We start from the raw sequence: 19,501 nt of genomic DNA, 5'->3' as shown, positions 1-19,501 counted from the left end.
CCGTGTCGGGCCAAGGTTACTCGGGGGTGTCCGAGGTGCCGTGAGAGAAAGGCTGTTTCCTGAGCGCGCGGGCCCACGCGGGATCGCGGTAACAACAAGATGGATGACGCATGAACGTGACCGAACTCGCACAGGCGATTCGCGGTGGCCTGATTCAGCAGGATCGTCTGTTGAAGACGGACATTCCGTCGTTGCCGAACAATGCACTCGTGCCGCGTCGGGCCGTGACCCATTCCGAACTGGGGCGCGATTTCAGCGTCACGCTCGATCTCGTTTCCACCGCGAGCGACATCGAGCTCAAGACGCTGATCGCGAAGCCGATGACGCTGTGGATCCAGCAGGCGAACCAGTCGTATCTCCCGATCAACGGCTATATCCATACGGCGCGCAGGCTCGGCGCGGACGGCAGCCTGTCGAGCTATCAGCTGACTTTCTCGTCATGGATGCACTTCCTCAAGTTCCGCAGCGACATGCGGTACTGGCAGGACCAGAGTGTCGACACGATCCTTGCCGACGTGTTCGATACGCATCCGCAGGCCAAGGGGCGGTATCAGTTCGCGCTGTCGAAGCCGCTGCCGTCGCGGTCCTACTGTCGACAGAGCGAAACCGACTGGAACTTGGTGCATCGCCTGATGGAAGACGAAGGGCTGTTCGGTTTCTGGCGGCATGGCGAGGACGGCAGCGCGCACACGCTCGTCATTATCGACGACCTGCACGCGGTCGACGAACTGTCGCCGAATCTTGTCAGGTTCGACCGCTCGGGAACGGGTATCGAAACCGCCGGTTTCACGCAATGGGCCGCGTCGCGGACCTTGCAGAGTTCGCTGCACACCACACGCACGTTCGATTACAAGTCGCCGTCCTCGGCGGCCAATCCGAACGGCACGACGTTGCCGACGAAGGCCGGCCAGGGCGATCTGCCGAACCAGACGGAAATCTACGAGTACACCGGCGCATATACGTATGCGAGCCAGGACCGCGGCGAACATCTGTCGAAGATCCGCCTGGAGGAATGGGAGTCGCGCGCGAAGCGCTTCTTCGGCGTGGGCGGCGTGCGCGGGATCGACGCCGGGCGGCGTTTCACGCTGGCGGATCACCCCGAGCACGACCGCGATGCGGCGCAAGACAGAGAATTCGCGGCATTGAAGGTGTCGCGGTACATCGAGAACAACCTGCCGATCTCGGACCACGAAGCGAATTTTCCGCACAGCCTGCAGGATCGGCTGGCACGGGTGAAAGCCGGCCACGGTGAGGCGGGCGCATTCGAAGTCGGGCATGACGACGGTTCGGCCGGGTTCTATCTCGTCGAAGTCGAAGCGCAGCGCGCGGCCGTGCCGTATCGCAGCCCGTTCGAGCACCGGAAGCCCGCGATGCAGCTCGAAACGGCTGTCGTCGTCGGACCGAAAGGCGAGGAGGTGTACACGGACGAACTGAACCGGATCAAGGTCATGTTCGTGTGGGACCGGCAGAGCGAAGGTCGCGAAAACGCGTCGTGCTGGATGCGCGTCGTGCAGTCGGATACCGGCGGCGGTTATGGTGGCGTTCATATTCCGCGGGTCGGCGAGGAGGTGATGATCGGCTACATCGGCGGGGATTGCGACCGGCCGATCGTGATGCATCGCGTCTACAACGGTGCCGCCAAGCCGCAGTGGCATAGCGACGGGATCCTGTCGGGGTTCCGGTCGAAGGAGTATGCGGGATCGGGTCACAACGAGATGGTGCTCGACGATGCGACCGGGCAGAACCGTGCGCGCCTGTTCAGCAGCAGCGCGAATTCGCTGCTGCATCTCGGCTATCTGATCGAACAGAGCGGCAACACGCGCGGCGCGTATCTCGGTTCGGGTTTCGATCTGCGCACGGATGCATACGGCGCCGTGCGTGCCGCGCAGGGGCTGTACGTGACGACGCATCCGAAGCAGGCGAACAGCCAGCCGCTCGATGTGAGCGAAGCGCAGCAGCAGCTCGCCAATGCCGACGGGCTGCTCGAGTCGATGTCGCAGGTCAGTGAAATGCATCAGGCCGAAAGCCTCGGTACCGGGCACGATGCGCTGAAGCAATTCACCGACGCGACGAAGAACAGTGTGGCGGGTGCATCGTCGGGCGGCAGGACCGCAGGCGGCGGGACGGGGAGTGCGAATGCGTTCAAGGAACCGGTGATGCTGTTCGCGAGCCCCGCGGGGATCGGGATGGCGTCGCAGCAGTCGGTGCACCTGTCTGGCGATCGGCAGGCCAATATCGTCAGTGGCCAAAGCACCTTCATTACCAGCGGGAAGTCGTTGATCGCCGGTATCAGGGATCGCATCAGCCTGTTTGCCCAGAATGCCGGGATCAAGCTGTTCGCGGGCAAGGGCAAGGTCGAGATTCAGGCGCATGCGGACAGTATCGAGATGACCGCGCAGAAGGTCGTCAAGATCGTGTCGTCGACCGAGAACGTCGACGTGGCCGCCAAACAGGAGATCCTGCTGACCTCGGGCGGCGCATACGTGCGGATCAAGGGCGGCAACATCGAGATTCACGCGCCAGGGAAGATCGACATCAAGGGCGCCCAGCACGCATTCAGCGGCCCGACGAGCATGCCGTATCCGCTGCCCGCCATGCCGGGCGGCACGTGCAAGCAATGCGTGCTGAATGCGCATAGCGGGCGTGAATCGATGGTCGAGGCGGATTGATGGGTGACGTGAGCAACATCGGCAACGCGGGCGACGGAAGCGATGCAGCCGACATGAGCGAGGCCATCGCCGCCGCGCCGAATCCGCGCGAGCCGGAATGGCCGGTATTTCTGGAGGCGCTGAAGGCGTCGCTGAGGGGCGAGACCAGCGAGGGCCGGCCGATGCGACTGTACGCGCTCGTCGATACGCGCGGTTATCAGGAGCTGGATACGCAGCTCGTGACGGTGCACGGCCTGCGCTACGCGTCGCTCTGGACGGATACCGATCTCGACGCCTATACGGATATCGCGCCGTACCTGATTGCCTTCGACCGCCAGGCACTCGACGACGAGGGGACCGAGCAACATCGGCTGCTGCGCCAGCTGTGGCTGGACGCGGTCGATCTGCACGCGGTGACGTGGCTGTGGTCGACGTGGTCGTTCGATGCGCTCGACGCGCATCTGCGCAGATATGTGAAGTACGCGCTGCCGAACGGTCGCGCGTATTACCTGTTCTTCTTCGACAATCACGTATTCGGACGGCTACGGCTGGTGTGGAGCGATACGCAGGCGCAGCAGTTCGTTGCGCCGTTCGGCGAGATCCGCTATCGCAATCGGCGGCTCGAGGAGGTCGTGTGGCGCAACGATGCGCCGGCGTCTGCCGGGGCCGCGCAGGCAGGCGATGTGCAGGGCTTGAGCGAGAAGCAGCATGCGCAGCTGATCGAACTCGGCTATCCGGACAAGCTCGTGCTGAAGTTTCGCGAGACGATGGCGGCGATGGTCGACCACCTGTCCGATGGCGAGCTGTACGGGCAGGTTGTCGAGCAACTCGATCGCGCGGCGGGGCACGGGATCTCCGGCGAACCGGAGCTGCTGTGCTACGTGGCGATGGGCGTGCAGGTCGCGCCGAAGTTCGACGAGCATCCGGCGGTCAAGGCGAGCCTCGAAGCGGCGTCACGCGGGGAAATCGGCGTCGATACTGCGCTGATGGCGATCGACGATGCCACGTGGGATGCGATTCGCGATGCGCATGAGCGGGAATTGCTGGAGGCGCGCAGTGGCGTGGCGTAGGTCGGTGGCGGCGGTGGGCCTGGTTGCGGTGGCTTTGAGCGCGTGCGGGAAATCGGAGCCGGTGTATAGCGGGATTTCGGTGATGGGCCGGAATTATCTGCCGTACAACATGAGCGGCTTTACCATCACCGATGCGTTCGGCAACAAGGCGAGCGGAGGTGGGGACGACCCGCCAGGTGCGGGGGGCGGCAGCGTGACGTGTTGCTACAAGCTCAAGGGAACTGAATTCACGGTCCGATGGAAGTACTACGACGCGGATCGGTGGGCACCGGAGCACGCGCAAATGCAGCAGAGCGAGACGAAGGTCGTGATGCCGCCGTCGCCGATTCCCGAGGAGGTCGGCAGTCGTATTCTCGAAGTTCATTTTTACCCCGATCGTCACGTCGAGCTTCAGTTTCCGGGCGGACTTCTGGATGATTCACGTGTGCCGATCGTCGATGTTTCGCGATGGATGGGCGTTCGCTATCAAGCGAGACTCGACGGGAAGTTCGATGACACGGATGGGCAGTCGCATCGGCGCATCGCTCGCGTCGTTGCCGCAGCATGGTTGAAATACCGGCTGACTGATCTCGATGATCTGAAGCAGTACGCGTACTACAGCCTCCTGGTGAGCAGCCGGTTCGATGCGCATCCTGAGGTTCAGCGCGTCCTGCAGTCGACCACCGGCAAGCCGGGGATGTTTGCAAAGTCGATGCAATCGCTGCCGAAGAATGTTCTGTCCGCGTTGACGAACGATAGTTTTGATCCAGTGACCGTCCCGAGGATTCTGGATGGCTTGTTGCCGCCTCCGCGTACGGAGGAGCGGCAACATAGTTGATCGTATCGGGAGCATGGCGGGGCCGTGCGCCAATTAGAAGGGAAACATCAATGGATCGAGCAATGAAATTTTTGACTTTGGCGAGCCGTGTTCTGACTGGGTGTTTGCTCGTGGCGGCCATGACGGCATGCGGAAAGTCGGAGCCGACATATAGCGGGATTTCGGTTACTGCTCACAATTATCTGCCGTACAACTTGGACGGATTTACGATCACCGACGCTTACGGAAATAAGGCAGGCGGAGGGAATAGCTTGCCGGGGGGCGGTGGCGGAGTGACCTGCTGCTACGCACTCAAAGGCACTGAGTTCAAGGTCAAATGGAACTATGTCGACGTCGACCAGTGGCACAAAGGCAACGAGGAGACGCTTCACGCCGAGGCAAAGGTCGTAATGCCGCCATCACAGGCACCGGAGAGGGTGGGCGATCGAATTCTCGAGGTTCATTTTTACCCAGATCGTCACGTCGAGTTGCAGTTTCCCGGCGCACTGATGGATGCGTCACGCATTCCGATGATCGATGTGTCACGTTGGATGTCGAGCCGCTATCAGGCGCAGTTGAGCAAACGATACGACGAGCGTGACGATCAGCAGTTTCGCCGCATTGTCCGCGTGGTAGCGATGGCATGGTTGAAATACCGCCTCACCGATCTCGACGATCTGCAGCAGTACGCGTACTACAACCTCCTTGTTAACAACCGGTTCGATACGCATCCCGAGATCCAGCGCATTTTGCAAGCGGATGCCAACAAGCCGGGAGCGTTTGCGAAGTCGATGCAATTGCTATCGACGAGCACCCGATCCGAATTGACAAGCGACAAGTTTGAGCCGGTACCCGTGCCTGTGATACCCGATGGGCTGGTTCCGCCGCCACGCGTGGAGGAGAGAAAGCATGGCTGAGAGAGTCAAACTCGATCCGGATGACGCAACACCGGCATCCGTGTATATGCAGATCGTTAACCAGAACGCGGCTATGTACCCGAAGGGCGATTGCATGCCGTGCGGGGCGACGATTCGTATGGGTTTTTTCTTCGACGCGTTCGGACGCAATCGCGATATCGATGACAAATCGAGCTCGCAGTACTCGAATATCGCCCGGCTTTGGGAAGCGCATCGCGACATCGAGGATCCGAGGCGACCCGCGAACCAGTTTTGGTATCGCTTCTATTACTCTGGCCTGGGTACGCCCCTGAACGAAGATGCCAAATCGAGTGTCTTGGCCAATCTTGGCATAGCCGCAGCCAAAATGGCGGGCAAGAAGGCCGCCAGTGGGGCAAAGTCGGTGGCCAAGTCATTCACGCGCGTCAAAACGCCGATCGAGCAGGCCGACCTTGGTAAGCGTGCCAAGGACGTAGGGAAACAGTTCATGGCAGGGGACTTTTCGCTCCGGCCGATCGAGAAGGCGTTCGAGGATTTCCGCAAAGATATCGAGCACATTCCCGCTCAGGCACGGCGTATCACGAATGTACTGAACGCATCGCCGGAACGAATCTGGGAACGGACCAAGGCCACTGGCACGTTGCTGTGGCGTAACGCCAAGAACGACGCCAAGGCGAACATCAAGGGAACCCCAATCAAGGCGGCATGGGCGGTAGCACGCGGTCTTTTCGTTGGCCTGGTGATGGAGAACGTACCGATCGTGCGCGACAATGCCGTCATGGCGGAGGCTTTCGGAACGGGTGTCGACACCCGGTTGATCGCGGCCAAGGATCAGTTCGAGGCTGCGTACAAGGCCGTAAAGAAGGAGATGCCGAAGGTTCGCTGCGTTGAAGTGTCGGTATTCGGTGCAGACCGGGGAGGGGTACTCGCACGTGCCTTCATCAACGATCTGGCGGAGAAATACAAGCGTAGGGACGACATGGATCTCGCTATTGACGGCGTGTCGATCCATATCAAATTTGTCGGTCTGCTTGATGCTGTTTCCTCGATCATGTCGGAAGAGGCGGGCGAGATGATCGGAATGGTGCCTTATCTCGGGATGCTCAAAACCAGCTACAAGGATCGGCACCTCGGCATACCCGCAAGCGTACAGCGCTGTGTCCATTTCGCCGCCGCGCACGAGATGCGCTTCTATCAGCGCCTCGACAGCCTCGAGAAAACCCGCGGCGAGCAATTTCTCTATCCGGGCACGAGTTGTGATGTCGTTGGTGGAGCACCAAATGGGTCTTTGGGCCTTAATGCAGAACTGATGCGAGTCCCGCTGCAAGACATGTTGCTGGAAGCGCTCAAGGCTGGGGCCATTATGGATACGATGGAGGATCTGTACCTGTACAACGCGCCAGTGTTCAAACGCTTCAAGCTCTCGGATCCAATCAAGAGCGGCGGAAAGGAGTACAGGATTAAGGCGCTCGTTAATGCGTACCGCGCCCTCATCCCCCGCAAACCCGGCGTCGATTTCGTCGAACATTCGAAAATATTCCTGCGCTGGATTGCAGTCCGCTACCTGGATCCCGAGTTCCGTCGCACGATGTCCGATCCGGTTGCCGACTGGAAGCGCAACATGGCCGATGCCGACCTGCAGCGCAAGACGGCGAAATCGCAGCTCGACTGGGAGCTGCAGCGGCAGGGGATCAACATGAGCATGCTGGCCAGCCGCAGCCCGGCCGATCAGGCGACGCTGCGGGGGATGAAAGCCGCGAGCGATGCGGCACAGAAGCGTTACGAAAAGCTGATCGCGGAAGCGCCGAAGGACTACACGACCGTGTGGGAGCGACTTCACAAGGAGTCGGAAAAGATGCTGCGCCGCGCGTCCTATCAGGACGGCCTGCGGCAATCCGCGGAGCGCATTCGGAACATGCCCGACACATGGGATTCCAACAACAAGGCGAGCGCGGACGCGGTTGAAGCGACCATGCTGCCCGAAGCCCAGATGGAGCTCGTGTCGGCCTGGAAGGAAGGGATCGAAGGCAAGCACCCGCTTCCGCCGGACGTGATGGCGTTGTTCGACATGCTCGTCCACGATACGTTGCTGACGAGCTGGCAGGACCACGTGCTCGCGCCGTCGCTGTACTTTCGCACGCGGGACAAGGACGAATTCGGCTCGTCCGATATCGAAAAGGAAGCCAAGAAGCGCAAGAAGGACGATCTTGCCGCCGCGCGTATCGACCAGGCAGCCAAGCAAAGCCAGGAGTGGGCGAGGGGCTACAAGGGGGGCGCAACCCCCACCCATTGAGGGCCGTTCACTGCAAAAGAAAACGGGCGGCAGCATCGCTGCTGTCGCCCGTCGTGTGCTGTGCTGCCCCGCAAAGGAGCAGCCGATCGATTGGTTACTGCCCCACCCGGAACTCGATCCTCCGATTCCTCGCCCTTCCATCCGCCGTATCGTTCGGCGCGATCGGCTGATCCGGCCCGACGCCCGTCGTCGTCATCTGCTGCGGCGGGATGCTCTTCGTGATCAGGTAACCCTTCACCGCGTCCGCGCGCGCCTGGCTCAGCGCGATGTTCGACGTCCGGTTCCCCGAGTTGTCGGTGTGGCCGATGATGTCGACCGTGCGGTTCTGCATCTTCGCGAGCGCGGCCGCCATCTGGTCGAGGATCAGCCTGCCCTGCGGCGTCAGCGTCGCGCTGCCGGTCTCGAACTCGATCGTCCGGTTCGCGAGCGTCTGGTCGAGCACGCCTTGCTCGGACGCCGACACGCGCAGCCCGTTCTTGATCGTGTAGGTCGGGTTCAGCGTGTTCGCCATGTCGCTCGCGAGCTGCTGGCGCTGCGCCTCGTTGTGCACCTCGCCCTTCATCTCGATCTGCGTGCCGTTGATCTTCAACTGCCCCTTGCTGATCTGCTTGAGCTGCGCGCCGAGCAGCTTCTGCACGTTCGCGCTCCAGTTCGGCGGCGTCGCGACGTCGCCGACCTCGATCTGGTCGACGACGTTCGTCGCGCCGTAGGTATCGCGCAGCTTCTGCAGCACGGCGGCCTTGGTCGCCTCGTCGGGCACCTTGCCGCCGACGACGACCTGGCCAGGCGCCGCGTTCGCGGGCGGCGGCGTGATCGTGCCGGCCGTGCCGTGCACCACCGTGCCGGACGCGGTCGCAGGCGCGGCGCCGGGGTTCGTGTTCGACGACGGCAGCGCGGTCGTCGCGACCGAGCCGTTGCCGACCGGTGTGACGGTCGCGCCGGTGTTCTGCGCGAAGGCTGCGCCGCTGGCAACGAGGCCGGCGGCGAAAAGAGCAAGGAGGGTGGAGCGGGCGGGCGAGAGCCGCGGGCGCCGGGCGTGAATCGTGCGATGCATCCCGTCAGCCTCCGATGAACGCTTCGCGGAACGCGTCGATGGCGACGCGCAGCGAGAGTTGCGGTTGGTCGAGGTAGCTGACGAGCTTGCTGATCTGGTGATCGTTTTGCGCATGGGCGTCGATCCACTCGGGATCGTCGATGTCGATGTTGTGGGCGGCGTAGGTCTGCGGATCGACAACGCTCAGCAGTGTCTTCGCCGACGCGCCGTTGAAGCCGATGATCAGGCGTTCGCGTTCGGCGATCGAGCCGATGAAGATCGCGAGCTCGAAGTCGGCCTGCGCGACGAACGGCGCGATCAGTTCGAGCCAGAACGCGGCGACGAGGCTGCGGTAGAACGGATCGACCGGCAGCGGCAGCGTGAGGCCGCGCTCGATGTGCGACGAGCCGCTTTGCATCACCGGCCGCAGCAGCGAGCCGAGCGCGAGCATCGCGCCGCGCAGCCGCACGGGGTGGCCGCTTTCGAGCAGCATCTGCTGCAGGCCGTACAGCGACTGGTGTTCGACGAAATCGTTGAAGGTGCCGTCATGCGACGTGCCCGGGCCGCCGACATCGATCGGCACCTGCGTGTCGCCGAGCGCCTGCAGCGCGCCGGGCGGCTCTTCCTTGCCGAGCAGCGGCGGGATCTGCGTGGCGACGCGCGACCACAGCCGCGCGAACGCGAGCGGGCTGCGCGCGAGGAACGCGAGCGGCCGGTCGACCTCGAGCGCGGTTGCACCGAGGAACGGGAAGCGGCGCATCGACACGTCGTGGCTCGCGACCATGTGGCCCGCGATCGCGAGCTTGCTGCGCGAGCCGAGGAACGCGAAATGCATCGGCTTCGCATCCTCGTAGACGAGCTTCCAGCGCGGGTCTTCCGCGAGCAGTTCGAGCGCCTGCGCGATCCAGCGATCGAGCGTTTGCAGCAACTGCGGATTGTGCGGGCTCTTCACGAAGTCGCCGCGCGACGGAATCTTGCCGAAGTAGGCGATTTGCGCCTGTACGGTTTGCGTCATTGCGCCCCCTGTGCATTCGTTGCGTTGGCGGCCGCGATGGCCGGCGCTGCGCCCGGCGTGCCCGTGCCGGACTGGGTCGCGTTCTGCGCGGCGCCCGCGCTCGCGTCGGCGACCGACGACGGCAGTTGCAGGCCGCGCAGGCTCTGCTGCTGCGGCTGGTCGCCGCCGCCGCCCGTCGGTTGCGACGTGCTGATGATGCGCATCGTCACCGACACGTTCACGCTGCCCTGTACCCACGTCAGGTCGAAGGTGCCGTCCGGACGGCGCTTGCGCTGCGCCGAGTTGATCAGCTTCTCGAGGCCGTAGCGGCCCGGCTCGTTGACGAGCTGCACCGTGCGGCCGTCGAAGGTCGTCGCGGACAGCGTCGCGCCCGGCGAGCCCTGCGGGTTCGGCCACACGAAGTTGGTCCACTGCGGCGGCGTGTTGCGGTAGCGCAGTTGCTGCCCGTCGATCGCGATCGTGTATTCCGTCGTGCCCGTGCTCGGCTGCGGCAGGATCTGGAACACGGTCTGCGGCTCGGACGCCGCGGCCGCGCCGCCTGCCGCCCCGCCCGCGAGCGGTGCGACCCAGCGCGCGAAGCCGTTCGTGAAGTCCGGCGTGAGCCCGATGCCCATGTCGCCCCACGTGCGGGCGGCGAGCGTGTCGCCGCGGCGCACCGCGAGCGGCCCGAGCGTCGTGCCGACGAACTTCGCGATCGAGCCGTCCGGGCCGAACACCTGCGCGATCTCGCCGGCACCGGCCTCGACCTTCGCGTTGGCCGCGAACGGGTACTTCGTCGCGAGCGAGTTCTGGAACGGCTGGTAGACCTGCGCGTTCCACACCTTGTTGACTTCGGCGCTGGCCGGCTGGATCACGACCGCGAACGCCTGCATCAGCGGCCGCACGAGCAGCGGACGCAGCGACTTGCGTTGCGAATCGGTGAGGCCCGTCAGCATCTGCTCGTCGACGAGCTTCAGCGACTCGGCGAGTTCCGAACCGTTGCCGTCGAGCGTCTGCTGCATCAGCTGGCGCGCGCCGGGGCCCGGGTCGCCCTGGTTCTTGATCACGTTGAAGCGGGTCCGGACCTTCGACAGCGAATCCATGTAGCCCTTGAGCATCGACGTGCCGTCATGCGTCGCGACGATCCGCGCGAGGCCGATGAACTCCTGGCCGACCGGACCCATCGGCACCTCGGCCGGATTGCCGTTGATGTCGATGTTGGCGGCCGCCACCTGGCCGGCCTGCGAGCGCGAGAACAGTTGCTTGACCCAGTTCACGACGCCCGTCTGCGCCTTCTTGATCGCCACGTTCGCAAGCGACGGGTTGTCCCACGACGTCTGGTCGTACGCGGTCTCGAGGATCTTGCGGATCGGCGAATCCTGCGGGTCGCCGAGGCGGTTCATCCCGTCGACGGCCTGGCCGAAGCTGCTGAAGCCCTGCACCGCGATGCCCTGCATGAACTTCTGCCAGTGCTGCGCGTACTCGGTCTTGTACATGCCGACCAGCGTCTTCTGGATCTGCTCGGGGCTGCCCTCGAGCGTCAGGTCGTCCTGCGTCGACGTGTTCAGCACCCAGTCCTTCGCCTGCAGTTCCTTGGTCGCCGCGTCGCGGATCGCCGGCTGCACGTAGTCGAACCACGCTTCGCGCGTGAACGTGCCCGGAATCGCGTAGCTGCCGGCCACCAGCCCCTGGTTGCCGTCGCCGACGATGCGCGCGATGGTCATCGGCGCGAAGCGGGTCGACGCGCGCGCCTTGATTTCCTCGTAGACGCGCTGGCGGGCCGGCATCCCGCGCACCACGCGGCGCAGGTTCTCGCGGGTCTGGTCGACGAGTGCGAGGTTCGCGTCGATCATCGGCCAGTCGTTGTCGTTCACGCGGGCGAGGTAGAACGAGATCATGCGCTCCGCGCTCTTGATCATCTCGTCACGCGGCATGTTGCCGCGATTCGTCTCGAGCCAGCCGCGCCAGAAGCGGGCGAGCTGGTCGGTCAGGTGCGCCTGCTCGACGTGGCGCTTGTCGGACAGCATCAGGTACGTCTTGAGCGCGTTGTACGCGTCCTGCACGTTGGTCGGCGACGCGTCGCTGTAGAGGCCGCCCTGCGGCGCGGCCGGCTGTTGCGGCGCGGCGGCCGGCGCGGTGCCGGACGCGGCCGGTGCGGCACCGGCCTGCGGTGCGGCGCCTGCCGGGTTCGTCGAGACCGGCATCGTGCCGCCCTGCACGGCGCCCGATTCGGGCGGGCGGGTCATCGGCACGAGCTGCTCGGGATGCGCGTTCACGTCCTTCATGAACGACGCGAGGTTCTGCGACACGGGGGCCAGCAGGATCTGGCGCACGCCGTTGTAGTACTCGGTCAGCAGGTGCTGCTCGAGACGGTCTCCCTGGTACAGGCCGAGCGACACCGACAGCGGTTTGTCGCGGCGGAACTGCTCGAGCTGCTCGATCCGGTCTTCGAGGATGTCCATCGCCTGCAGGCGCGACTGCAGGTCGTTGCGGCCCTGCTGCAGGCGCGTGACGTTGTCGAGGTCGGCCTGCACGTTCGAGACGAGCTGCTGGTTGCCGATCGTCGACCAGGTCCAGCCGCCGAGCGCGAGTGCGAGCGCCGCGACGAAGCCGAAGAAGGTCGCGTAGCGCAGCCGCGTCTTGGTCGGGCTGGCGAACTGGCGCACCGTCTGGCGGTCCGCGAAGATCACCTTCGAGAACAGGTCGCGCAGGAAGAAGCCGTTCTTCGAGAACGCGCTGTGCGGCTTCGGCAGCGCGGTCGCGTCGAGGCCGAAGCGGTGCGCGATGCGCTGCGCGGCCGCGCTGTTGGTTTCGCCTTCCTGCAGCGCGCTGGTGAAGTAGAAGCCGCGGAAAATCGGCTTGTACTGGAACGGATTGTTCTCGAACAGCGTCGCGAGGAACGCGCGCAGCGACGGCTTGATCGTCGAGAATTCGAGCGGGAAGCTCAACTGGCCCGGCGACAGCTGGTTGCCGCGTGACAGCGACAGCTGCGCGACGCTGATCTCCTTCAGCCCTTCGTAGAGTTCCTCGAAGTGCGTGTCGAACTGCGCGACAACGTCGCGCTTGTCGTCGGGCTCGTAGGGCAGCGTGGCGCCCCACACGCGGTCGTACTCGTGCTTGTCGCTGCTGCTGAAGAATTCGGTGAAGCCGGTGATCAGGTCGGCCTTCGTGAACATCACGTAGACCGGCGCGAACACCTCGAGCTTTTCCGTCAGCTCCTGAACGCGCTGGCGAAGGTTTTTCGCGAGGTTGATCGCGAATTCGGGGCGGTTGCCGGTGAGTTCGGCGATGCTCGCGGTGACGATGATGCCGTTGATCGGCGCCTTCGGGCGATAGCGCTTGAGCAGGCCGAGGAAGCCGAGCCACTCGCTGCGGTCTTCCTCGTGCACCGAATAGCGGCCTGCCGTGTCGAGCAGGATCCCTTCGGTCGTGAAGAACCAGTCGCAGTTGCGTGTACCGCCGATGCCGTGGATCACGGCGCTGTTCTTGTCCGCGAACGGGAACTGCAGGCCGGAATTGAGCACGGCGCTGCTCTTGCCCGCGGCCGGGTTGCCGATCACGATGTACCACGGCAGTTCGTACAGCGCGGAGCCGCCCGAGACCTGGCCGATCTTCGACGTCTTGATCGTCTTCACCGCGTCCGACAGGCGCGTGCGCAGCACGTCGAGGTCGGCCGTCTTCGCGTCGGGCGCGAGCGCGGCGGCGGCGGGTGCGGCGATCTTGCCGGTTTCCGCCTGCTCTTCCAGCACCTGGCCGAGCTGCTGGTTCGCGCGCTTCACGCGCCAGCGGCGCCACAGCGCGACGACGAGCCACAGCGCGAGGATCGCCGCGAAGGCGATCGCCGCCCACAGGAGCGGCAGTTGCAGCATGTCGGCAACGATGAAGAGGATGGCCGCTAGCGCGACGATCCCGACGATCGAGAGCGTACGCGGATGAGTCAGCACGTTGAGGATGCGTTGCATAGGACGTTCAGGTTCCGGTGCGATTCGGTGAGGCGACGCAGGCGCGCCGAGCGGCAAGGGTGGCGCCGCGATGTGTCGCCATGCTGTCAAACGGGATGAAGGGGGCTGGCATCAATGCGCCCGCGGCATCGGAGAAGGCGCGCGCATTAATGAAAGGACGCTGTGAGATTTAAAACGGAAGCGGCGGCCGCAAAAAATCGCGCACCGGAATGCCCGATCGATTGCGCCGCCCGAATCGTTTCCTGCCGGATGATTAAAAAGCCCCATGCCGCCCTCATTATTTCTTGTCCGGCAGCCCTGGCTAGCTGCCGCGTCCCAGTTTAAAACCGGGTTTATGGTATTCCACGTGCCCGAGATCCATCATTTTCCAGCGGCCCCCCCAGGTCAGGCCGACCTGCTCGGCGACCTGGCCGTACAACTGGTAGCCGCGCATCGCCCACGGATCTTTCTCGGAAATGACCAGCTTGCCGTCGCGCAGGAATGCGTTGTCGGCCGCCAGCCCGAATTGGTGATAACTCTGGAAGGCGGCCGCATTGGTCACGTTGCTGCCCATCTGCGCCAGCCGGTTTTGCCGTTCCGGGCTCCGGTAACCTTCCAGCAGCGCCATTTCATAACCATATTGTTCGTGCATGATCTTGTAGACCAGCAGCAAACGCGTACGGAAATCCGGGTCCAGCAGGTTCCAGTCGCGGCTCGCATCCTTCAGCGCCGGGCGCACCTGTTCGACTTCCCGGGTGGCGAAGACTTCCGGCGGCAGCGGCGGAGGCGGCACGAGCTGTTCGCCCTGCAGCAGCGCGGCGATCTTCTCGTCGGGCACGCGCGCCGTGTCGTCGTACTGGAACAATTGCCGGCCGCGTAACGCAATGGCGACCAATGGCGGCGTCGCAAGAATACCTGCCGATACCGTAATCATCAAGCGCCGCCGAACCAGTAAATTTTGCGCATCGTTTAATGCGCCGCGCGTAGCGCTTGCCGATTTAACAATCTGACTCCGCGTACGCGCGGCGCGATCGTTCGCACGGCGCGTAAGACGGCCGTGAAACTGGGCGACGGATTCGAAAACCGTCGTGCGGATACCCGGTAAAAGCAACAGTGCCGCAACCGCGACGGCAAGGGCGAAATAGGCGACGAGTGCGACGGCAATCAACGAAATCCCCGGAAATTGGAATTGATTGTGTTTTGCAATGCTTGCTCTTAGAATCAGGCTGCTTTGAGAGGCCGGGCTATATTATCGCGGTGAATTAAACCAGGATTCAATGAGACGCTGAATGAGTGCGCCGGAAAATTCAAATTCGAAAACTCCACCCAGCCTGCTGTCCGATACTAAACCGGAAGGCAACGGAGGAGCTCAGCAGTCTCGCATTCTCGCGAATCTGGAAGGGCGTGTCACGCCGCCCGCCGAGCCGGCGCGCCGTTCGCTGAAGGCACCGATCGCGGCCGTCGTGGCATTGGTGGTTGCCGTCGGCGGCTGGGGCGCATGGCGCATGCAGCAGCATTCGGGCGAGCAGGCCGTCGCTGTCACGGCTGCCGCCGCGCCCGCAGCGGCCGAATCTGCGAAGGCCGCACCGGCCAGCGGTGCCGCCGCGCAGGTCGCGCAGAATGGCGCGTCCGCCGCGCAGCCGGCCACGATCGTCAACGACGATTCGGCTTCCCGGACCGTTGCATCCGCATCGTCCGCGTCCGGTGCGGACAACAGCCGCCTGTCGCGCGCGCTCGCCGATGGCGCCGACGACGCATCGGGCGCAGCCACGGCCGGCGCTGCCGCAGCCGCCACGGCCGCCGCGGCAGCGACGACGAAAACCGCGAAGGCCGACGCCGCGAAGAGCACGAAGGTCGCCGCGCAGGGCAAGGCCAACACGAAGGCCGAGACGAAGGCCGAAGCCCGCAAGCATCGCAAGGAACAGGAAGCCGAGCTCGCGCAGGCGAAGAAGCGCCGCGATGCGGCGTCCACGCGTACCGCGAGTGCGAAGGCGGCCGGGAAGGACGATCCGGATGCCGATCTGCTCGCGGCGCTCGTCGCGCGCACGAAGCCGGCCGACAAGAAACTCGCCGCACAGAAGGCGCAGGCCGTGCCGACCAAGACGGCGGCGGCGACCGGTTCGCTTGGGGCGCGTGTGAAGGAGTGTTCGGAGCGCGGCTTCTTCGAGGATCAGTTGTGCCGCTGGCGCGTCTGCGACGGCCACTGGGGCAAGGACCCGGCGTGCCCGAACGCCGCGCAGTCGGAGACGCGGCAGTAACGCGTCTTGCACATGCCGCGATGCCGTATCTGCGCCGCCCGTTGGGCGGCGCGTTGCTTTTGGGGCACGGAAGCTGCCGGTATCATGCGGTGCGACACTGTCACGAGTGCGTCACGCCCGTCGGGCATACGTCTCTTTTCTTTTCCCGGCGCGGGCCCGCGACCCGCGATGTGCGGCGCGCCGCGCATCGCACGACTTTCGACACGATGGACCTGATCGTACAGACTTACGGCGCCGATACGTCCGGCATGGTGTGCGGCTTCCGCTTCGTTCCGGGCGGATCCGGCGCAATGCTCGACGCCGATGCGGCCGCCGCGTGGCTGCGCACGTGCCGCGAGCGCGACGCGGTCGCGTCGGACGATTTCGTCTGGCTGCACTTCAATCTCGCGCACGGCGCGAGCGAGCGCTGGATGCGCACGCATCTCGGGCTGCCGGACAGCTTCTTCGCATTCCTCCACGAAGGTTCGCGCTCGACGCGCATCGAGCAGGAAGACGGCGCGTTGCGCGCGATCGTCAACGACGTGATGTTCAACCTCGAGTTGACGCCTTCGGAGATCGCGACGCTGTTCGTCCACGTCGAGCAGCGCATCATGGTCACCGCGCGGCTCAAGCCGCTGCGCTCGGTCGACACGCTGCGCGCGTGCGTGCGCGACGGCGAGCAGTTCCGGTCGCCAGCGGAACTGCTCGTGCACCTGCTGCGCGACCAGGCCGACCTGCTGATCCAGATCATGCGGCGCACGAGCATCGACGTCGATCGCATCGAGGATCGCTTTTTGTCGCAGCGGCTCACGTCGAGCCGCATCGAGCTCGGCGCGATGCGCCGGACGCTGACACGCCTGCAGCGCATGCTCGCGCCCGAGCCCGGGTCGATCTTCCGGCTGCTCGCGAAGCCGCCCGCGTGGCTGCATGTGGAAGACACGCAGGAGCTGCGCGAATCGACCGAAGAGTTCTCGCTGGTGCTCGGCGATCTGTCGGGGCTCAACGAGCGGATCAAGCTGTTGCAGGAAGAGATCGGGTCGCGTCTCGACGAGCAGAACAACCGGACGCTGTTCACGCTGACGCTCGTGACCGTGATCGCGCTGCCGATCAACATCGTCGCCGGCTTCTTCGGGATGAACGTCGGCGGCGTGCCGTTCTCGGAGAACAAGCACGGCTTCTGGCTGATGGTGCTGCTCGTCGCGGGCTTCACCGCGCTCGCTGCATGGTGGGCGTTCCGACGCCGCGACGATCGCTAGCGCCGGCGCCGTTTCAGCGCGTCAGCGCAGCAGCGCGATCGCGCGTTCGCCGATCACCATCCCGAGCAGGCCGACGAGCGCGACGAGCGGCGGGGCCGGCGAGCGCACGTGCAGCAGCGCGTACACCACGCCGACGCCGAGGCCCACCGCGAGCGAAGTCAAGTAATCCATCATGGCGGTCTCCCGTGCGGTCCGGCGTCAGGGCTTGAGAATGACGCGCTCGCGCGCACCGGCCAGCACCGCGCGATACGCGTCGTGCGCGCGTTCGAGCGGGTACACGTAGTCGTCGCCGATCGGAAACGGGCGCAGCGTGCCGTTGCCGAAGCCGGGTGCGAGCGTGTCGAGGATCTGCGCGACCGCGGCGCCGCCGAGCTGCAGCGAATCGATACCCACGTACGTATGCTGGCCGCGATAGAACGCGAAGATGTCGAACGGCACGCTGCGGTCGATCGTCGAGATGAAGATCTGCCGCGCACCGATCGCCATCGATGCGTTCGCGGCTTCGAAATACGGACTGCCGACCGTGTTGTAGACGATGTCCGCGCCGCGGCCGCCGGTCGCCGCGTGCACGGCGTCGGCGACCGGCAAGCTCGACGCGTCGATCATGTGCACGTCGCCCGATGCGTGGCCGCGATAGCCGCCGGGGCCGCGCTCGACGCCGATCACGGTCGCGCCGCGAGCGCTCGCGAGCTGGATCGCGGCCTGGCCGACCTTGCCGTTCGCACCGAACACCAGCACGACCTCGTCGGCCGTCGGCATGCCGGCCCGGCGCAAACCCTCGTACGCGGTGACGAACGGAACTCCGACGCCGGCCGCTTCGTCGAGCGTCAGCACGGCCGGCTTGCGGCGCACCAGTGCCGCGTCGAGCACGAGGCATTCCGCGTGCGAGCCGTCGCGCCCCACGCCGAGATCGCCGCCCGATCCCCACACGGGCGCACCGATCCACTCGGCAGGGCCGCTGCGCACGATGCCGGCCCAGTCGCGCCCCGGCGTGCGCGGCCACACCGCGTGCGGCATGCGGCCGAGCGCGGCCTTCACGTCGCTCGGGTTGACGCCGGCCGCGCGCACCTCGATCAACATCTGGCCGTCGGCCGGCACGGGTTGGTCGATTTCCCTGACGCGCGCGTCGAGCGACTCGATGTCGGCGGCGGGGGCGTCGAAGCGGATGCTGCGCATGATGATCTCCGTGGCGGATGGTTGCCGCGCTGCCCGGCGGGCCGGCGCGTGCAACGGGTGGAAAGGATGAATGCAGTCTAGTCGGGGCGATTTGACGTGGAAATACGCAAAGGCGGATGATTGTTTTGCGATTTACGCATAGTAAAACCCGAGGCCCTGAATGGACGACTTCCTTTCCCCGCATCTGGCGCTGTTCGTCGACGTGGTCGACCAGCAGAGCTTCTCGGCGGCCGCGCGCCGGCTGGGCGTCGCCGCGTCGTCGGTCACGCGGCGCATCGACCGGCTCGAGGCGCAGCTCGGCATCCGCCTCCTGCATCGCACCACCCATGCACTGCGGCCGACCGAGGCCGGGCAGTTGCTGTACGGGCGCGCGCAGCGGATGCTGGCCGAGCTGCGCGGCCTGCAGGAAGACCTGCACAGCCAGCACGACGAGCCGAGCGGGCTGCTGCGCGTCGACTGTCCGGCGCCGTTCGGCCGCCTGCACCTGATGGCCGCGCTGGCCGCGTTCATGCAGCGTCATCCGGCGCTGCAGGTCGACCTGGTGCTGACCGACAGCATGGTCGACCTGCAGGGTGCGCGGCTCGGCTCCGACGTCGATCTCGCGGTGCGCATCGGTCCGCTCGAGGACACGCGCTTCGTCGCGACCGTACTGGCGCCGCAGCGGCGCGTGCTGTGCGCGAGCGCGGCCTACCTCGCGCGGCGCGGCGAGCCCGAATCGCCCGACGCGCTCGCCGGACACGACTGTCTCGCGTGGCATGGCGCGCCGCCGCCGGGCGCATGGCGCTTCGGCGACCGCCGCCACGCGCCGGCGCAGCCGCGGTTTCGCAGCAATCATTCGGAGGCGTTGCTCGAAGCGGCGATCGACGGGCTCGGTCTCGCGCACCTGCCGACCTGGCTCGCCGGGGATGCATTGCGCGACGGACGGTTGCGCGCGGTGCTGCCGCAGTATGCGGCGGCGCCCGAGCACGCGACGATCCACGTATTGCGCCAGCAGGCTCGCGGCAGCGCGCGTGCGTCGCGGCTCGTCGCGTTCCTGGCAACGTGGTTCGCGCAGCCGGCGTGGGATGCCGCGTGGGCGTAAGCACAGGAAGGGGCGTCGGGCGATGGCGCCGCGCCGAAAGAAAAAAGGGCCTCGCTCGCGAGGCCCGTCAAAGGTCGGGA

The 19,501-nt window shown here is 65.2% G+C and carries 14 protein-coding genes; 8 read left to right on the top strand and 6 right to left on the bottom strand.

What is annotated here, in order from left to right; genetic code table 11:
- The first annotated feature begins 110 nt into the window (after positions 1–110).
- From ACNQQL_RS11935 to ACNQQL_RS11915, 5 genes are all read left to right on the top strand, one after another.
- Positions 111–2,669, top strand: coding sequence for a type VI secretion system Vgr family protein (locus tag ACNQQL_RS11935; RefSeq protein ID WP_347064247.1), 2,559 nt, complete (start codon positions 111–113; stop codon positions 2,667–2,669).
- A complete protein-coding gene (locus tag ACNQQL_RS11930; protein WP_347064246.1) occupies positions 2,669–3,718 on the top strand; it encodes a DUF4123 domain-containing protein in 1,050 nt (349 codons plus the stop codon). Before ACNQQL_RS11935 ends, ACNQQL_RS11930 begins: the two co-directional genes overlap by 1 nt.
- Positions 3,705–4,535: a hypothetical protein gene (locus ACNQQL_RS11925; protein WP_416392606.1), complete on the top strand. Its 831-nt coding sequence runs from the start codon at positions 3,705–3,707 to the stop codon at positions 4,533–4,535. Before ACNQQL_RS11930 ends, ACNQQL_RS11925 begins: the two co-directional genes overlap by 14 nt.
- A 62-nt stretch (positions 4,536–4,597) precedes the next feature.
- Positions 4,598–5,431, top strand: a complete 834-nt coding sequence (locus ACNQQL_RS11920; protein ID WP_347064245.1) for a hypothetical protein — start codon at positions 4,598–4,600, stop codon at positions 5,429–5,431.
- Positions 5,424–7,703, top strand: coding sequence for a hypothetical protein (locus ACNQQL_RS11915; protein WP_347064244.1), 2,280 nt, complete (start codon positions 5,424–5,426; stop codon positions 7,701–7,703). The genes ACNQQL_RS11920 and ACNQQL_RS11915 overlap by 8 nt, the downstream gene beginning before the upstream one ends.
- A 94-nt stretch (positions 7,704–7,797) precedes the next feature.
- On the opposite strand, the gene ACNQQL_RS11910 is transcribed toward ACNQQL_RS11915, so the two are convergent.
- The 4 genes from ACNQQL_RS11910 to ACNQQL_RS11895 all read right to left on the bottom strand — a co-directional run bounded on the left by ACNQQL_RS11910 (position 7,798) and on the right by ACNQQL_RS11895 (position 14,839).
- A complete protein-coding gene (locus ACNQQL_RS11910) occupies positions 7,798–8,757 on the bottom strand; it encodes an OmpA family protein (RefSeq protein ID WP_204425601.1) in 960 nt (319 codons plus the stop codon).
- Between the two features lie 4 nt (positions 8,758–8,761).
- A complete protein-coding gene (tagF, locus tag ACNQQL_RS11905; RefSeq protein ID WP_034183687.1) occupies positions 8,762–9,751 on the bottom strand; it encodes a type VI secretion system-associated protein TagF in 990 nt (329 codons plus the stop codon).
- The gene (tssM, locus tag ACNQQL_RS11900) at positions 9,748–13,692 is read right to left on the bottom strand and encodes a type VI secretion system membrane subunit TssM (RefSeq protein WP_204425603.1); all 3,945 of its coding nucleotides are present in this window, start codon (positions 13,690–13,692) and stop codon (positions 9,748–9,750) included. The genes tagF and tssM overlap by 4 nt, the downstream gene beginning before the upstream one ends.
- Positions 13,693–13,993: 301 nt before the next feature.
- Positions 13,994–14,839, bottom strand: a complete 846-nt coding sequence (locus tag ACNQQL_RS11895; RefSeq protein WP_347064243.1) for a M15 family metallopeptidase — start codon at positions 14,837–14,839, stop codon at positions 13,994–13,996.
- Between the two features lie 121 nt (positions 14,840–14,960).
- On the opposite strand from ACNQQL_RS11895, the gene ACNQQL_RS11890 reads away from it, so the two are divergent.
- Together ACNQQL_RS11890 and ACNQQL_RS11885 are read left to right on the top strand one after the other, a co-directional pair.
- Positions 14,961–15,929 carry a phage tail protein gene (locus tag ACNQQL_RS11890; protein WP_347064242.1) on the top strand — a complete coding sequence of 323 codons (969 nt, stop codon included), beginning with the start codon at positions 14,961–14,963 and terminating at the stop codon, positions 15,927–15,929.
- A 206-nt stretch (positions 15,930–16,135) separates the two neighbouring features.
- Positions 16,136–17,164, top strand: a complete 1,029-nt coding sequence (locus ACNQQL_RS11885) for a transporter (RefSeq protein WP_034183748.1) — start codon at positions 16,136–16,138, stop codon at positions 17,162–17,164.
- Positions 17,165–17,185: 21 nt separating this feature from the next.
- Here the strand turns inward: ACNQQL_RS11885 and ACNQQL_RS11880 are convergent, their stop codons facing one another.
- A complete protein-coding gene (locus tag ACNQQL_RS11880) occupies positions 17,186–17,338 on the bottom strand; it encodes a DUF1427 family protein (protein WP_072442978.1) in 153 nt (50 codons plus the stop codon).
- Positions 17,339–17,362: 24 nt separating this feature from the next.
- Positions 17,363–18,340, bottom strand: a complete 978-nt coding sequence (locus tag ACNQQL_RS11875) for a zinc-binding alcohol dehydrogenase family protein (RefSeq protein ID WP_347064241.1) — start codon at positions 18,338–18,340, stop codon at positions 17,363–17,365.
- Positions 18,341–18,500: 160 nt separating this feature from the next.
- Here ACNQQL_RS11875 and ACNQQL_RS11870 point away from each other — a divergent pair, with 160 nt between their 5' ends.
- Positions 18,501–19,421, top strand: a complete 921-nt coding sequence (locus ACNQQL_RS11870; RefSeq protein WP_347064240.1) for a LysR family transcriptional regulator — start codon at positions 18,501–18,503, stop codon at positions 19,419–19,421.
- Positions 19,422–19,501 lie beyond the last annotated feature (80 nt).

It is taken from the genome of Burkholderia sp. LFS061, from assembly GCF_047978125.1.
Classification (GTDB): domain Bacteria; phylum Pseudomonadota; class Gammaproteobacteria; order Burkholderiales; family Burkholderiaceae; genus Burkholderia; species Burkholderia pyrrocinia_C.
Note: the sequence above shows the minus strand (reverse complement) of the source record. Positions and strands in the feature narration are given on the sequence as shown.

Excerpts from the sequence above, each read along its gene's own strand:
- ACNQQL_RS11930 (WP_347064246.1), top strand. The coding sequence starts at position 2,669 with ATGGGTGACGTGAGCAACATCGGCAACGCGGGCGACGGAAGCGATGCA.
- tagF (WP_034183687.1), bottom strand. The coding sequence starts at position 9,751 with ATGACGCAAACCGTACAGGCGCAAATCGCCTACTTCGGCAAGATTCCG.
- ACNQQL_RS11880 (WP_072442978.1), bottom strand. The coding sequence starts at position 17,338 with ATGATGGATTACTTGACTTCGCTCGCGGTGGGCCTCGGCGTCGGCGTG.
- ACNQQL_RS11870 (WP_347064240.1), top strand. The coding sequence starts at position 18,501 with ATGGACGACTTCCTTTCCCCGCATCTGGCGCTGTTCGTCGACGTGGTC.
- ACNQQL_RS11885 (WP_034183748.1), top strand. The coding sequence starts at position 16,136 with ATGGACCTGATCGTACAGACTTACGGCGCCGATACGTCCGGCATGGTG.
- ACNQQL_RS11910 (WP_204425601.1), bottom strand. The coding sequence starts at position 8,757 with ATGCATCGCACGATTCACGCCCGGCGCCCGCGGCTCTCGCCCGCCCGC.
- tssM (WP_204425603.1), bottom strand. The coding sequence starts at position 13,692 with ATGCAACGCATCCTCAACGTGCTGACTCATCCGCGTACGCTCTCGATC.
- ACNQQL_RS11890 (WP_347064242.1), top strand. The coding sequence starts at position 14,961 with ATGAGTGCGCCGGAAAATTCAAATTCGAAAACTCCACCCAGCCTGCTG.
- ACNQQL_RS11920 (WP_347064245.1), top strand. The coding sequence starts at position 4,598 with ATGAAATTTTTGACTTTGGCGAGCCGTGTTCTGACTGGGTGTTTGCTC.
- ACNQQL_RS11935 (WP_347064247.1), top strand. The coding sequence starts at position 111 with ATGAACGTGACCGAACTCGCACAGGCGATTCGCGGTGGCCTGATTCAG.
- ACNQQL_RS11875 (WP_347064241.1), bottom strand. The coding sequence starts at position 18,340 with ATGCGCAGCATCCGCTTCGACGCCCCCGCCGCCGACATCGAGTCGCTC.
- ACNQQL_RS11915 (WP_347064244.1), top strand. The coding sequence starts at position 5,424 with ATGGCTGAGAGAGTCAAACTCGATCCGGATGACGCAACACCGGCATCC.